We start from the raw sequence: 14,127 nt of genomic DNA, 5'->3' as shown, positions 1-14,127 counted from the left end.
TGACTTGGGTCAGCTGTTGTGAATTTATACTTGCATTTGGTAGTATAATTACGTCTATAATGAGTCCATTGGATATCAAGCTGTAATAAAACTACAAAATGGCGATATAGGCTTATTTACCTTTGGGTAATCGCCGCATGGGCTCCCAGTCTAGATACTGGCGAGCAACGCTTCAAACGACGATAAAAGAGTGAACACAGATGGCCAGTATTAAGTTTGAAAACGTAATTAAAAGCTATGGTGATGTAAATATCATCAAGGGTTTAGACCTCGAAATCCGTGATAAAGAATTCATGGTTTTAGTCGGACCTTCCGGTTGTGGTAAATCTACCACCCTACGTATGATTGCCGGTTTAGAAGAAATAACCGACGGTAAACTCTATATTGGTGATCGGGTTGTTAACACCGTTCACCCGAAAGATCGCGATGTTGCCATGGTGTTTCAGAGCTATGCGCTCTATCCCCATATGACCGTTTATGAAAATATCGCCTTCGGTTTGCGCTTACGCAAGATGGCGAAAGATGAAATTGATCGTTTGGTTACCGAAGCCGCGGACACTCTAGGCTTGGCGCAACTGCTCGATCGTAAACCCAAAGCCTTGTCCGGTGGCCAGCGTCAACGGGTCGCCTTGGGTCGAGCAATTGTGCGCAAGCCGTCGGTGTTTTTGTTTGACGAGCCGTTGTCAAACCTGGATGCCGAATTGCGGGTGCAAATGCGCGCCGAAATTGCCAACCTACAGAAGCGCCTTGGCATTACCTCGGTCTATGTAACCCATGACCAGGTTGAAGCCATGACCATGGGCGATCGCATCGCGGTGTTGCACGATGGTAACCTGCGCCAGGTCGGTACCCCCTTAGACCTATATGACACGCCCGCGAATGTCTTTGTCGCTCAGTTCATTGGCACGCCGAACATGAATATCATCAAGATGAAAGTATCTGATGATGGCAAAACCCTCTCTCATACCGACGTGACCATTGCCGCACCGGCCTTCTGGAAAGCGGGCATCGAGGCCCGTAAGGGTAAGGAAGTCTATGTTGGTTTCCGTCCAGAGCATGTCCGCGATGCGGCTGAGCACGAATGGAAGAACACCGCGTCGATCGCCGGTAAAGTGACCATTATTGAGACTTTGGGTCATGAAGTTGTCGTTCATATGACGATGAGCAGTGAGAAGAAGCCCTTTATTGCCAAGATGGATGTGCACCGCACACCGCAGCTGGGCAACAACCTAGAATTACATATCAATACCGATAAATTGCATCTGTTCGACGGCGAAACGGATCAACGCCTCTAGTCGTTCAGGCACATTATTATGACTTGAAGCCGGCCCATGTCGGCTTTTTTAATGCCTGAGCGTTTTGTGAATCGGCGACCCGTGCTGAACCCTTTGAGCTCTACCGTTAAAAAACCTATACTCTGGCGCTGCCTTCGTGTCTAGGTTGTGGGCTCTTATTTAGCCCTGTGTTTCATCTTTGAGGTCGTCATGAAATTTCAAATAGCGTCACCGAGCCACTACTTCACCGATTTGCGCCTACCCTGGTCGCGACACCTTAACGATTGGCCGGAAGAGTACTTTGTCGAAGTGGCGCGCGGTATTCATCGCAATGTGGTCAAGTTTATTTCGCACAAAGACCAGGTTTATGCGTTAAAAGAATTATCAACGCCCATCGCGCAAAAAGAATATCGACTGTTGCGAGAATTGCAGGAACTTGGCTTGCCGGTGGTTGAGCCCGTGGGCCTGGTTACCAATCGTGATGAAAATGTCAGTGGCTCAACCTATTTGTCGGTCGCCAAACCCAGGACCGTGGATCTGCACAACCGTGGCCTGTTGATAACCAACTATATGGTGGGCGCCTTACCCTATCGTAATATCGTTCAGCAGGGCATTTCACCGAAGCAAATGCATCAAATGCTTGATGCCTTGGCCGAACTGCTAGTCCGCCTGCACTTATCCGGCTTTTATTGGGGCGACTGTTCTTTTTCGAATGCGCTTTTCAAACGCGATGCCGGGCTGATGGCAGCCTATCTGGTCGACGCCGAAACCGGCGAATTGCTCGATGAACTCACCGATCGTCGTCGGGAGCACGATTTGGACCTGGCGCATACCAATATAGCCGGGGATCTGATGGACATCGAGGCATCATTCGGATTGCCCGGCCAAATGGATCCCGTTGACCTGGCAGACTCCTTATTGGATCGCTACAACAACTTGTGGGCTGAGCTCACGCATTTTGAAATATTCAATCCAGAAGATCAGTTTTTGATCGAAAAACGCATTAGTCGACTTAACGATCTAGGTTTCGATGTCGAAGAGATGGAAATTACCACCGTTGATGACGGCAAGCAGGTGCGCATGGTGCCGCGTGTGGTTGAGCACTGGCATCATAAGCGTCGCTTGGCCGCTTTAACTGGGTTTCAGGTGCAGGAGAATCAGGCTCGGCGGTTGCTGAATAGTTTGAATCGCTATCGAATTACCCTCTCCGAGCAGGAAGGTCGTGACGTTCCCTTACCCGTTGCGGCCTATCGCTGGATTTCGGAAATATTTAACCCATCGGTACAGAATATCCCTATAGAATTGAAAGGTGGTCTCGATGACGCTGAAATCTTTCATGAAATTTTGGAGCATCGCTGGTACTTAAGCGAGGCGACCCACGCCGATGTAGGGATGCCATTTGCGTCACAAAGCTATATCGATACGGTATTACGGCGGCGCAACTCCTAGCAGAGCAGGCCGTTAAACCTGCATATTTGACCGTACCAGACTTTTATCGATGCGACGCCAGGAGCATCTCGGGCACTGGAGCTCCTGCCCTTAGACTCAGGACATCAACTGGCACTATTGAAATCGAATGGCTAGCACCCATCTATAGGGGCTACTATCATCCAACCCCAATCTTTACTGAGAACGCCATGGCGAATGCCCTAGAAATATCACATTTAATTAAAACCTACGACAATGGCTTTCAAGCCCTAAAGGGCATCGATTTACAAGTTCCACAGGGGGATTTCTTTGCGCTCTTGGGGCCAAACGGTGCCGGAAAGTCGACCTGTTTAGGAATTGTCTCGTCGCTGGTCAATAAAACCGGCGGGTCTGTGAAGGTCAATGGCTTTGACCTGGTTTCACAGCGCGAGCAGGTCAAGCGTACCCTGGGCGTGGTGCCGCAAGAATTCAATTTCAATGCCTTCGAGAAGGTCAATGACATCATCGTTCAGCAGGCCGGCTACTATGGTTTGCCGCGCAAGCTGGCGCACCAGCGCGCGGAGAAATACCTCAAAAAGCTGGATTTATGGGACAAGCGCGACAACCAGGCGCGGATGCTGTCCGGTGGCATGAAACGGCGCCTGATGATTGCCCGAGCCCTGGTACACGAACCGTCTATGCTGATCCTGGATGAGCCCACGGCCGGCGTCGACATTGAGATTCGGCGCTCTATGTGGGTGTTCCTGAAAGAGCTCAACGATCAGGGCACCACGATCATCCTGACGACCCATTATCTGGAAGAAGCCGAATCCCTTTGCCGTAACTTGGCGATCATTGGCCATGGCGAAATTATTGCCCAGGGTCCAACCAAGGAAATGCTCAAGGGTAAGGATAAGTCGACCTTTATCGCCGACATCCAAGAAACCGTGCTGGAACTGCCGGCCGAACTGGCAGCCTTCGGGGCTTTTATGGTCGATGACCACAGTATTGAATTTCATATTAATAGGGGCGACAGCCTGAATGAAATTTTTGCGCTGTTCAGCCGTCACAATCTACAGGCTATGAGCATTCGGCCCAAGACCAATCGACTCGAAGAGTTATTTGTCGACCTCACTGATCACCAGAACGAACAACAGGCGGCAAAATTATGAGTCATCCTTACTGGGTCGCGTTTTCCTCTATCGTGGAAAAAGAGGTTAAGCGCTTTTTGCGTATCTGGCCGCAAACGCTGCTACCGCCGGCGATCACCATGGTGCTGTATTTTGTGATATTTGGCAATCTGATCGGCAGCCGCATCGGGCAGATGGGCGGCTTCGATTATATGGAGTTTATCGTACCCGGTTTGATCATGATGTCGGTGATTACCAACAGCTATGGCAATGTCAGTTCGAGTTTTTTTTCCAACAAGTTCCAGCGCTCACTAGAAGAACTTCTGGTCGCCCCGGTGCCCAATTGGATTATTCTGTCCGGCTTTGTTATTGGCGGTGTTGCTCGCGGTATTGCCTGTGGCGCAATCGTCATGGTCTTGAGTCTATGGTTTGCTGATTTGAGCGTGAAACACCTTTGGGTGACGGTGTCGGTAACCCTATTAACCGCCATTGTTTTTTCATTGGCCGGGCTTATTAACGCCGTTTACGCCACCAAGTTTGATGACGTCACCATTGTCCCGACCTTTATCTTAACCCCCCTCACATACCTGGGTGGGGTGTTTTACTCGGTGTCGCTGTTACCCGACTTTTGGCAGGTGGTGAGTCATCTCAATCCGGTGCTCTATATGGTCAACACCTTCCGATATGGCATCATTGGCGTGTCCGACATTCCGATTGGCTTTGCCTTCGTGATGCTAATCTGTTTTGTGCTGGCCTTAGGCGGCTGGGCCCTTTATCTGCTGACTACCGGTCGCGGCCTGAGAACTTAGGAATAATTGAATGAAACCAGAATACTCACCATTGGGTAAAAGCAGTGCTTATGCTGACCAATACGATGCCTCCTTGTTGTTCCCGATACCGCGACTCGACAAGCGCTTGGAGCTCGGCCTCACGACGGATCTACCTTTTTCCGGCGTTGATATTTGGAATGCCTATGAGTTGTCATGGCTCAATGCACGCGGCAAGCCGCGGGTTGCGCTAGCCGAATTTAGCGTGCCAGCCGGGTCACCGAATATCGTCGAATCGAAGTCGTTAAAACTGTATTTGAACAGCTTCAACCAAACTCGGTTTGACGATGACGAGCAGGTGCAACAGCGGCTCGTTCAAGACCTTTCGTCGGCGGCGAACAGTCCGGTGCAGGTCAAGGTTATTGCCCTCAACGCCGAGCCGAGTAGCCTGGTGTTTCAGTCCGACTCGGCCGAATGTATTGATGACCTGGATATCGAAATCGAGAATTATCAACCGAGCCCGGGCGGTTTGGTGGTCAGCGACACGGTGGTCAGCGAACAGCTAGTGTCACACCTGCTGAAGTCCAATTGCCTGGTCACCGGACAGCCCGATTGGGGCAGTGTCTATATTGACTACACCGGGCCGCAGATCGATCGAGCAACTTTACTGCGCTATTTGATTTCTTTTCGACAGCACAATGAATTTCATGAGCAGTGTGTGGAGCGAATTTTTGTCGATTTGAAGTCGGCCTGCCAGTGCGACAAATTGACCGTCTATGCCCGTTATATCCGTCGCGGTGGTCTGGATATCAACCCATTTCGCAGTGATGATCCGAGCGCGGTGGTCAACAACATTCGCCATATTCGCCAGTAGACTAGTTGAGGTCCCGGCCGATCAGGGACTTCTTTATTTTTTCTAAGGCATCGATAATCTTTTCTTTTTCGTAATTTTTAATTTTCTCCATATCCACCGACACCGAAAAACCATCGAGGTCCAACTCGGTAAATGATCGCCGTGCGCCTAAGTCCCTGCGAAAGTCGACCACTTGGTAAACGGGAATAGGGCGACTGAAACCTTTGGCCTTAATCTGCCCCTTTGCCGTGCAGAGAATACGATCCTGTACTAGGGAAAAGGTTTCATAGGAAATTAGGATTTCGCTCGGCTCGGCTGCCGATTCCAGACGTGACGCCAAGTTCACTTCCTTGCCCAGCAGCGTGTAGTCCATGCGAGTCTCCGCCCCAAAGTTACCGACCGTACAATAGCCGGTATTAATGCCCATACGGATTTCCAGCGGATGTTGAATGCCCTGGGCTTTCCAACGCTGGCGCAGGATTTTCATCTGCTTACGCATTTCAATGGCCATGGCCACGCAGGCTTCGGCATCGCGTTTGACACCCTTGGTGTCCGGATCGCCAAAAAATACCATGATGGCGTCGCCGATAAACTTATCGATGGTACCACCGTATTTCATAACGATGCGGCTCATCGCGGTTAGATAGGTATTGATCAGGTCGGTGAGGGCTTCAGCCTCCATCTGTTCCGACAATTCACTGAAGCCCTTGATGTCCGAGAAAAATATTACCAGCTGTTTGCGCTGGGTCTCCAACTTCACGTCCTGCTTGCCACTAAAGATATTGGCCCAGACCTGCGGCGACAGGTATTTGGAGACCTTGCGCGATAGGGTCCGATAGCGTTCATTTTGCTTATACATTTCCAATCGTGCCGCCTTGAGTCGACGTGCTGACTGATTAGTATAGAAAGCAGTAGTAGCAACATATAGGCCGGTGCCCAAGGCCGCGATTAGGCTGGTTACTAACACAGGTTCGGTGAGCTCAAAGTCGGGCAGCAGAAGATACATACCCCCGGCCCCAGCGCCAAGCGACATCAAACACAGCAGGTAGGCCAAGGCCTGGCCGATGGCGATAAAGCTGGCATTGGCCATAATCAGGATAAAAATGGACGGCATAACGGGCAAGCCCATAGCCACTAGAATGATGCCAATGAACAGGGCATCAAACAAGATCAACAGATAGCCGATTTGTTTTGGATAGCGCCGTCTCAGGGGTAGGCTCAGGTAACGGATCAGGGTTGGATAGGCTAAACAAAAACCCACTATCAGCACAAAAAATTGTGAAATAGAACCATAGCCTAAGGTACTGAGCAGGGTTCCGCCCAAGGTTAAATAGACAATGGAACGTGAATTGAATTCAGCCGAAATGGGCAGGATAGTAAAGTCGTCAAATAGCTCCAATTCCTGGGTGGTGTTCTGGTCGAGACCAGTGGTTGCGGCGGAATTGACGGACGGTCGCGTGATCATAGTTAGATTCACCTGAAAGTGTCATAATGCGCACACCACGCACTCTGATAAACACCAGTTCTAATGTACCTTAAAATAACGCCAAGATCATGGGCCGAACGATGACTTTTATAGAAAATACTGATTTTTTAACCGGGCTCCAACAACGAGTTTCACATCCACGTTTAACAGCCCCGGCACCGAACAGTGATCAGATGGCCAGCTGTTATCAGGCCGCATTCCGAGCACCGGATCATGGCCGATTGCGACCCTGGCGCTTCGTTGAGGCCCAGGGTGACCAACGCCAAGCCTTGGGCGCTGTGCTGGCCCAGGCGATGCTGTTAGCGCAGCCGGAATTGACCGATGCTCAGGTCGATAAGCTTGTCAACGGTCCGTTGCGGGCACCCTTGGTGATCCTTTGTTATGCCCACCTAACCGAGCATCCGAAGGTTCCGGCGAGTGAGCAGTTGCTAGCGACCGGCTGCGCTGTTTATGGTCTGTCCTTGGCGCTGCGCGCCTTGGGTTTTGGCTCGGTTTGGCGCACCGGCGAAAGCTGTTATACACCAGCGGTTCATCGTGCATTGGGTCTTGGGGCAGATGATCAATTGGTCGGTTATCTGTATGTGGGAACCGCAACAACAGCGGATAAAAGCGTTCCGGAGCTGTCGCAGGATGACTTTGTTAGCCAATTCAGCCCGCTGTAGCCTAGATCCTTAGTGCTAAGCCATTGTTTTCTTTAAACAATCCTTGCCATCCGGGTTTATTTTAGCTAAAGTTCGGCACCGTTTTAGTGATGTTTACTTTTTAGCATCGCTGGCACGGCATGAACTGTCTATACCCTGTTCAGTTTGTTAGGTGAGTTGTCCGAGTGGCTTAAGGAGCACGCCTGGAAAGCGTGTAAACGAGGAATCGTTTCGAGAGTTCGAATCTCTCACTCACCGCCATAGTATTGGTATCTGCAAAGGTATCTATCTTGAAGTCGGAGCATAGCGCAGCTTGGTAGCGCATCTGGTTTGGGACCAGAGGGTCGGGGGTTCGAATCCCTCTGCTCCGACCAATTCAAGATCTCAGTACTATTCCACCTGCTCGACGCGAACCGCCAGACCCCAGGGTCGTGGCCGAATGCGGTCCAGTCCGAATCCCTCTGCTCCGACCCATTCAAGATCTCAGTACTATTCCACCTGCTCGACGCGAACCGCCAGACCCCAGGGTCGTGGCCGAATGCGGACCAGTCCGAATCCCTCTGCTCCGACCCATTCAAGATCTCAGTACTATGTCACCTGCTCGACGCGAACCGCCAGACCCCAGGGTCGTGGCCGAATGCGGACCAGTCCGAATCCCTCTGCGAACACCTGTGCGCGAGTGCCCCTGAGAATAATATCTTGATCGCTTAGGGTTTTTGTCTTTTGGTCAGTTTGCCACACGCAATGCCAGACGATTTTTGTCCAGAGTGGCGGCACCAATTCCGGGCACCAGTAATAGATCTTCAATGGCTAGGAAAGGCCCATTGGCGTCGCGAAAGTCGATGATAGCCTGCGCTTTGGTTAAGCCGATGCCAGTGAGCAGGTCAGCCATTTTTTCGGCACTGTCGGTATTGATATTGACATATAGCAGAACCGTTTCAGTGCCCTTGTCGCTGACCGGATCAGGGGTTGAAACCTCCGCCAGTGCAAGGGAAGGTAGGAGTAGGGCGACCAAGGTGATTAGACTCATTAATATTTTCATGTCGTTTTTCCATTCGTTAGGGAGGGTACTTCGTCCTTGCAAGTCGACATCGGTAACAAACATTGCCTGCGCGACGCTATCGCAGGCCTTTACGGTTGTTAACCTCTTTCCGAAAAGTATTATCAGAGCCTGCCTCAAGGTTAGAGGCGCTAGACGATTTGCTCCAGTTGGGATTTATACCGTTATCTATCTTACATAAGGACGAGTATTCGCTTGCCTAGCTAGGTTGTTAACAATTAGATTGTTTTATGAGCTAAAGTGCGGTAATTTACTTGAAAATTATGGTAATTGTTAACAATAATGGAAATGAAAGCATCTACACAGACCGACAGAACCTTTAACGAATTACTCCAGGCGATCGTGACTGGGCAGATTCTGCCCGGCAGTCGATTGCGTGAAATTGAATTGGCCAAGGAAATGGGCATCGGACGGGGGCCTCTGCGTGAGGCGCTGAATCGCCTGGAAAGTCGCAAGCTAGTCACCAAGGTGCCGCACGTGGGAGCCCAGGTGGTAGGCCTCGATGTGACCGAGGTGATCGAAATTTATCAGTTGCGGGAAAATTTGGAGGGCCTGGCCTGCGAGCTGGCCGCGACGCGGATGTCCCAGACGCAATTGGATGCCTTGGCCCGTCTCATCGAACAACATGCCCAATACTTATCGGACCACGACGGGCAACTCTACATCGAGCAGGAAGCCGACCTGGATTTTCATTTTATGATTATCCAAGGTTCTCAGAATCGTTGGTTGATTCGTTTACTGTGTGATGAGTTGTACCACCGAGTGCGCATGTATCGCTTTCAATCCGCCCATAATCGGGGTCGTCCGACCCAGGCTCTGGAAGATCATAAACGGATCTTAGAGGCGCTGCAGAACCGCGACGGCGAGCTGGCCAGTATGCTGATGAAACGGCATATATCAGCCGCACGGCTGTTATTAGAACAATAGTTATTAGAACAATGTCTGTTCGAGCATCGACAATTAGAATTTCCACTACAAGAATAATCAGTGCCCCCGTTAACTAGGAGAACGACATGAGTGCAGGATTCGCCTTTCGAACCGCATTAGAAAATAACGCACCGCTGGCCATCGTCGGAGCCGTAAACGCTTATTGTGCGATGTTGGCGGCCCGATCGGGTCATCAAGCGCTCTACCTTTCGGGGGCGGGAGTGGCCAATGCATCCTTCGGTCTCCCCGACCTGGGTATGACCTCGCTCAACGATGTCGCCGAGGACGCTCGCCGTATCACGGGTGCGACCGATTTGCCCTTGCTGGTTGATATCGATACCGGTTGGGGTGGGGCCTTTAATATCGGTCGAACCATCAAGGAAATGGAGCGGGCCGGCGTGGCGGCTATCCATATTGAAGATCAGGTCTTACAGAAGCGCTGTGGGCATCGCCCGAATAAGGCCATCGTATCCAAGACTGAAATGGTCGATCGTATCAAGGCCTGTGTCGATGCCCGCACCGACAATAATTTTTTTATTATGGCGCGCACCGATGCCTTTGCTCAAGAGGGCCTGTCCGCAGCCCTCGATCGAGCCGCCGCCTGTGTTGAGGCCGGTGCCGACGGTATTTTCGCCGAAGCCGTGCACAGCCTAGAAGACTACCAGGCCTTCGCCAACGCCTTATCGGTGCCGATATTGGCCAATATTACCGAGTTCGGTCAAACCCCACTCTATAATCAAGCCGAACTGGCCGCAGCAGGCTGTGGCATGGTTCTGTATCCCTTGTCGGCCTTTCGTGCCATGAGTGCCGCCGCCATTGATGTGTACCAGTCTATTCTCAGCCAAGGTGATCAAAAGGCAGTCGTCGACTCAATGCAGACTCGTGCCGACCTTTATGACGTGCTCAATTATCACCAGTTTGAAGCCAAACTCGACGCCCTGTTTACCGACGGTAAATAAGGGCGCCGTTACTGAACTTATAACGACTGAACTCATCACAATTGACCCATAACAATTGACCTATAACAACTGAACTCATAACTACAACAGGAGCGACTGACATGGTGCAAAAATCCAACGACAGCCGAGGTTTACATGGCCAGGTAGCGGGCGCCACGAGCTTGTGTACGGTGGGCCTCTCTGGCAGCGGTCTGACCTATTGCGGTTACGATATTGCCGACTTAGCGGCTAACGCCAGTTTCGAGGAGGTCGCCTTTCTCTTGCAGAGGGGTGAGTTACCGTCCCAGACTGAATTGGCAGCCTTTAAGCAGAGCTTGTCCGAAAATCGCGCCCTGTCACCGTTGCTGTGCGAAATATTGGAACGTATTCCCAAAGATGCTAACCCAATGGATGTGATGCGCACCGGCTGTTCGGCTATGGGTGTGCTCGCGCCGGAACTCAGCTTTGCCGACCAAGATCAACACGCCATTCGAATGTTGGCCCAATTCCCGGCCATCTGCTGTTACTGGTATCACTTCTCGCATTTTGGTACTCGTATCGATACGGGTTCAAATGCGGATTCGGTCGGCGCGCATTTTTTAACCCTGCTAAATCAGCGCGAACCGTCAGAAACCGAGATTGCCGTGATGCATGCCTCGTTGATCCTCTATGCGGAGCATGAGTTTAATGCCTCAACCTTTTCCGCACGCGTCGCCGCTAGCACCCTAACCGACATTTACAGTGCGGTGACCGGCGCTATCGGCACCTTACGCGGACCGTTGCACGGTGGCGCCAATGAGGCCGCCATGGCCTTGATTCAGAGCTTCGATACGCCTGATGCAGCTGAGGCCGGCTTGCTCAGCATGTTGGCGGCGAAAGAAAAGATCATGGGCTTCGGTCATGCGGTCTACCGTACCAATGATCCGCGCAATGCGATCATCAAAGAATGGTCGCGTAAAATCGGTGAAGCCAAAAATGATATGAAGCTCTTCGATATTTCCGAACGTTGTGAAGCGGTTATGTGGCGAGAAAAAAAGCTCTTTGCTAATGCCGATTTTTATCATGCCTCGGCCTATCATCTGCTGGGCATTCCCACCGAACTCTTTACGCCAATCTTTGTGATGTCGCGCGTGTCCGGCTGGACAGCCCACGTCAAAGAGCAGCGCAGCAATAATCGTATTATCCGCCCGGGCGCTGAATATATAGGCGCAGAACCGAGAACCTATAGCCCCCTATCAACGCGCAACCGGTAGTCATCTACCCAAAAGGATCAACATGAGTGCGAATGTAGAAACGAATGAACGGCCTGAATATGATGAGGTGATTCAGAAAATCGCCGATTACGTCCTAGATTACGAAATCGTCAGTGAAACCGCCTGGGAGACGGCGCGCTTTTGTCTGATGGATACGCTCGGGTGCGGCCTCTTGGCGTTACGCTTTCCCGAGTGCACCAAGCACCTAGGGCCCATGGTCGCCGGTACTGTTGTGCCCAATGGCGCGCGCGTGCCTGGGACCCAGTTTTGTCTGGATCCGGTTAAAGCCGCCTGGGATATAGGCGCCTTGGTGCGTTGGCTCGATTATAACGATACCTGGTTGGCGGCCGAATGGGGCCACCCATCCGACAACCTAGGCGGCATCCTAGCCGTCGCCGACCACCTATCTCAAGTCCGAGTGCAGCGTGGCGAAGCCCCGCTGTTGATGACGGATGTTCTCGAGGCCATGATCAAGGCGCATGAAATCCAAGGCGTGCTGGCTTTGGATAACTCCTTCAACCGGGTCGGGCTCGATCACGTCCTGCTGGTCAAGGTAGCCTCAACCGCGGTTGTCGCCAAGCTGATGGGTGCCACGCGCGAGCAGATGTTAAGTGCTATCTCCCACGCCTGGGTCGATGGCCAAGCCTTGCGTACCTATCGTCATGCGCCCAATGCCGGCTCACGCAAGAGCTGGGCCGCCGGCGATGCAACCAGCCGGGCTGTGCGTTTGGTTGATATGGCCTTACGCGGTGAAATGGGTATCCCAGGCGCCCTGACGGCGCCGCAGTGGGGTTTTTATGATGTCCTGTTTAGCAAGACCAATAAAGATCAAAAACTCAAGCCGGAGGCCGAACGTGCCTTCAGTTTTCAGCGCGAATTTGGCAGCTATGTAATGGAGAACGTACTGTTCAAAATTAGCTTCCCGGCCGAGTTTCATGCCCAAACCGCTGCTGAAGCGGCCGTAACGCTGCACCCGCAGATAAAGGATCGGCTCCAGGATATAGCCCGCATCGAGCTGACCACCCACGAATCCGCGATTCGGATTATCAGCAAGGTCGGCGCATTGGCCAACTCGGCCGATCGAGACCATTGCCTGCAATATATGGTGGCAGTGCCTCTGTTAACCGGCGAGCTGGTCGCAGAGCAATATGAAGATGACTTTCACGCCAGCCATCCGGAAATCGATCGGTTGCGCGAACTGATGGTGGTCGCCGAAGATGCCCGTTATTCAGCCGAATACCACGAACCGGACAAGCGCTCGATCGCCAACGCGATTCAAGTGTTCTTTCACGATGGCAGCTCGACCGAGAAGGTCGTCGTGGAATACCCGATCGGCCATCGTCGTCGGCGAGAGCAGGGCATGCCATTGCTGGAAGACAAGTTCCGGGCTAATTTGGCGACCCGTTTCCCAGCGCAACGCAGTCAACAAATAATGGCGTTGTGTAAAGATTCGGCTCAGTTGTCCGCCACGCCGGTGCATAATTTTATGGACCGTTTCGTAATCTAATGGCCCATGGGTGTGGTTGTCGCTCTACCGGAGCGCAATCGCACCGTTGTTTTTGCCTAAAATTCATCAAACCTCTGCTTTAAATCGGCTTGTTTTTTTGCCTGAGCAATATATCGTTTGCACTATCGATATTCACAGTCAAAAGAGTAGCCGTACCCGCCATGATAAGTTCCGCTGAAGTATTAACCCGGTTAAAAGCCGGCAATCAACGTTTTGTGGGCGAGCTCAGCGAACACAGTGAGCTGTCCAGTGAACGGCGCCGTAACAGCCTGATCGATGGGCAGATGCCCTTTGCGGTCATTCTGGGGTGCTCCGATTCTCGCGTACCCGCTGAGATTGTGTTTGATCAGGGTTTGGGTGACCTGTTCGTTATTCGGGTTGCCGGCAATATAGTCGCGCCGTCACAGGTTGGCAGTATCGAATTCGCGGTTGAAACCTATGGCACGCCGCTCGTTGTCGTATTAGGGCATACCCAATGTGGTGCTATACAGGCGACTCTGGATGCCTTAAAGAACCCCGAGACGCAGCCATCCTTTAATTTGATGTCCATCGTGTCCCGAATTCGCCCCTCGATCGAAACCCTGGTTGAAACCGATTTAAAACACGACGAAGAAGCGCTGGTCCGTTTTGCCGTACGGGCCAATATTCGGGCCTCGGTGAGTCAGATTCGATGCTCGTCGCCGATCTTAGAGAAACATATTCTAAGCGGAAATCTCAAGGTGATCGGTGCACAATATTCACTCGAAACCGGTATCGTCGACTTCCTCGATTGACCCTTCAGGACTGCTTTTCTGCGTCCTAGCTCGCCTCAATAACGGATATTTTGCCCAAATAGTGCGAAATATCCGGTCATTTGACCCCTTCAGACACAAAATGAGTGCGTC

General features: G+C 51.7%; 13 protein-coding genes and 2 tRNA genes. 13 read left to right on the top strand and 2 right to left on the bottom strand.

Translation table 11 applies throughout. The features are described 5' to 3' along the window. Positions 1-200 precede the first annotated feature (200 nt). The 5 genes from REIFOR_RS11325 to queF all read left to right on the top strand — a co-directional run bounded on the left by REIFOR_RS11325 (position 201) and on the right by queF (position 5,452). The gene (locus REIFOR_RS11325) at positions 201-1,295 is read left to right on the top strand and encodes an ABC transporter ATP-binding protein (RefSeq protein ID WP_100257664.1); all 1,095 of its coding nucleotides are present in this window, start codon (positions 201-203) and stop codon (positions 1,293-1,295) included. Positions 1,296-1,484: 189 nt separating this feature from the next. Next, entirely contained in the window at positions 1,485-2,723 is a 1,239-nt protein-coding gene (locus REIFOR_RS11320) for a DUF4032 domain-containing protein (RefSeq protein WP_100257663.1), read from the top strand. Between the two features lie 188 nt (positions 2,724-2,911). Then, a complete protein-coding gene (locus REIFOR_RS11315) occupies positions 2,912-3,853 on the top strand; it encodes an ABC transporter ATP-binding protein (protein WP_100257662.1) in 942 nt (313 codons plus the stop codon). Next, the gene (locus REIFOR_RS11310; protein WP_100257661.1) at positions 3,850-4,620 is read left to right on the top strand and encodes an ABC transporter permease; all 771 of its coding nucleotides are present in this window, start codon (positions 3,850-3,852) and stop codon (positions 4,618-4,620) included. The genes REIFOR_RS11315 and REIFOR_RS11310 overlap by 4 nt, the downstream gene beginning before the upstream one ends. A 10-nt stretch (positions 4,621-4,630) precedes the next feature. Next, the gene (gene queF / locus REIFOR_RS11305; protein WP_100257660.1) at positions 4,631-5,452 is read left to right on the top strand and encodes an NADPH-dependent 7-cyano-7-deazaguanine reductase QueF; all 822 of its coding nucleotides are present in this window, start codon (positions 4,631-4,633) and stop codon (positions 5,450-5,452) included. Between the two features lies 1 nt (position 5,453). Here queF and REIFOR_RS11300 read toward each other — a convergent pair whose 3' ends face one another. Beyond that, entirely contained in the window at positions 5,454-6,896 is a 1,443-nt protein-coding gene (locus REIFOR_RS11300) for an adenylate/guanylate cyclase domain-containing protein (RefSeq protein ID WP_100257659.1), read from the bottom strand. 101 nt (positions 6,897-6,997) lie between these two features. Between REIFOR_RS11300 and REIFOR_RS11295 the strand changes: the two genes are divergently transcribed. The 3 genes from REIFOR_RS11295 to REIFOR_RS11285 all read left to right on the top strand — a co-directional run bounded on the left by REIFOR_RS11295 (position 6,998) and on the right by REIFOR_RS11285 (position 7,932). Further along, positions 6,998-7,579, top strand: coding sequence for a nitroreductase family protein (locus REIFOR_RS11295; RefSeq protein WP_100257658.1), 582 nt, complete (start codon positions 6,998-7,000; stop codon positions 7,577-7,579). Positions 7,580-7,729: 150 nt separating this feature from the next. Next, positions 7,730-7,819: transfer RNA gene (locus REIFOR_RS11290), tRNA-Ser, on the top strand. 36 nt (positions 7,820-7,855) lie between these two features. Beyond that, positions 7,856-7,932: transfer RNA gene (locus REIFOR_RS11285), tRNA-Pro, on the top strand. Positions 7,933-8,285: 353 nt separating this feature from the next. On the opposite strand, the gene REIFOR_RS11280 is transcribed toward REIFOR_RS11285, so the two are convergent. Then, positions 8,286-8,600 (bottom strand): ComEA family DNA-binding protein, encoded by a 315-nt coding sequence (locus tag REIFOR_RS11280; RefSeq protein WP_100257657.1) that lies wholly within the window; start codon positions 8,598-8,600, stop codon positions 8,286-8,288. A gap of 306 nt (positions 8,601-8,906) precedes the next feature. Here REIFOR_RS11280 and REIFOR_RS11275 point away from each other — a divergent pair, with 306 nt between their 5' ends. From REIFOR_RS11275 to REIFOR_RS11255, 5 genes are all read left to right on the top strand, one after another. Continuing rightward, positions 8,907-9,545, top strand: coding sequence for a GntR family transcriptional regulator (locus REIFOR_RS11275; protein ID WP_100258764.1), 639 nt, complete (start codon positions 8,907-8,909; stop codon positions 9,543-9,545). An 86-nt stretch (positions 9,546-9,631) separates the two neighbouring features. Continuing rightward, positions 9,632-10,504, top strand: a complete 873-nt coding sequence (gene prpB / locus REIFOR_RS11270; RefSeq protein ID WP_100257656.1) for a methylisocitrate lyase — start codon at positions 9,632-9,634, stop codon at positions 10,502-10,504. Between the two features lie 101 nt (positions 10,505-10,605). Next, the gene (gene prpC / locus REIFOR_RS11265; protein ID WP_100257655.1) at positions 10,606-11,736 is read left to right on the top strand and encodes a bifunctional 2-methylcitrate synthase/citrate synthase; all 1,131 of its coding nucleotides are present in this window, start codon (positions 10,606-10,608) and stop codon (positions 11,734-11,736) included. Between the two features lie 22 nt (positions 11,737-11,758). Then, positions 11,759-13,243, top strand: coding sequence for a bifunctional 2-methylcitrate dehydratase/aconitate hydratase (locus REIFOR_RS11260; RefSeq protein WP_100257654.1), 1,485 nt, complete (start codon positions 11,759-11,761; stop codon positions 13,241-13,243). A 161-nt stretch (positions 13,244-13,404) separates the two neighbouring features. Beyond that, a complete protein-coding gene (locus tag REIFOR_RS11255) occupies positions 13,405-14,016 on the top strand; it encodes a carbonic anhydrase (RefSeq protein ID WP_100257653.1) in 612 nt (203 codons plus the stop codon). Positions 14,017-14,127: the final 111 nt, after the last annotated feature.

It is taken from the genome of Reinekea forsetii, assembly GCF_002795845.1.
In the GTDB taxonomy this organism is placed as follows: Bacteria; Pseudomonadota; Gammaproteobacteria; order Pseudomonadales; family Natronospirillaceae; genus Reinekea; species Reinekea forsetii.
This window is presented reverse-complemented; position numbering and strand designations above follow the sequence as displayed.

Coding starts and splice junctions, on each gene's coding strand:
- REIFOR_RS11325 (WP_100257664.1), top strand. CDS start 201: ATGGCCAGTATTAAGTTTGAAAACGTAATTAAAAGCTATGGTGATGTA.
- REIFOR_RS11320 (WP_100257663.1), top strand. CDS start 1,485: ATGAAATTTCAAATAGCGTCACCGAGCCACTACTTCACCGATTTGCGC.
- REIFOR_RS11315 (WP_100257662.1), top strand. CDS start 2,912: ATGGCGAATGCCCTAGAAATATCACATTTAATTAAAACCTACGACAAT.
- REIFOR_RS11310 (WP_100257661.1), top strand. CDS start 3,850: ATGAGTCATCCTTACTGGGTCGCGTTTTCCTCTATCGTGGAAAAAGAG.
- queF (WP_100257660.1), top strand. CDS start 4,631: ATGAAACCAGAATACTCACCATTGGGTAAAAGCAGTGCTTATGCTGAC.
- REIFOR_RS11300 (WP_100257659.1), bottom strand. CDS start 6,896: ATGATCACGCGACCGTCCGTCAATTCCGCCGCAACCACTGGTCTCGAC.
- REIFOR_RS11295 (WP_100257658.1), top strand. CDS start 6,998: ATGACTTTTATAGAAAATACTGATTTTTTAACCGGGCTCCAACAACGA.
- REIFOR_RS11280 (WP_100257657.1), bottom strand. CDS start 8,600: ATGAAAATATTAATGAGTCTAATCACCTTGGTCGCCCTACTCCTACCT.
- REIFOR_RS11275 (WP_100258764.1), top strand. CDS start 8,907: ATGAAAGCATCTACACAGACCGACAGAACCTTTAACGAATTACTCCAG.
- prpB (WP_100257656.1), top strand. CDS start 9,632: ATGAGTGCAGGATTCGCCTTTCGAACCGCATTAGAAAATAACGCACCG.
- prpC (WP_100257655.1), top strand. CDS start 10,606: ATGGTGCAAAAATCCAACGACAGCCGAGGTTTACATGGCCAGGTAGCG.
- REIFOR_RS11260 (WP_100257654.1), top strand. CDS start 11,759: ATGAGTGCGAATGTAGAAACGAATGAACGGCCTGAATATGATGAGGTG.
- REIFOR_RS11255 (WP_100257653.1), top strand. CDS start 13,405: ATGATAAGTTCCGCTGAAGTATTAACCCGGTTAAAAGCCGGCAATCAA.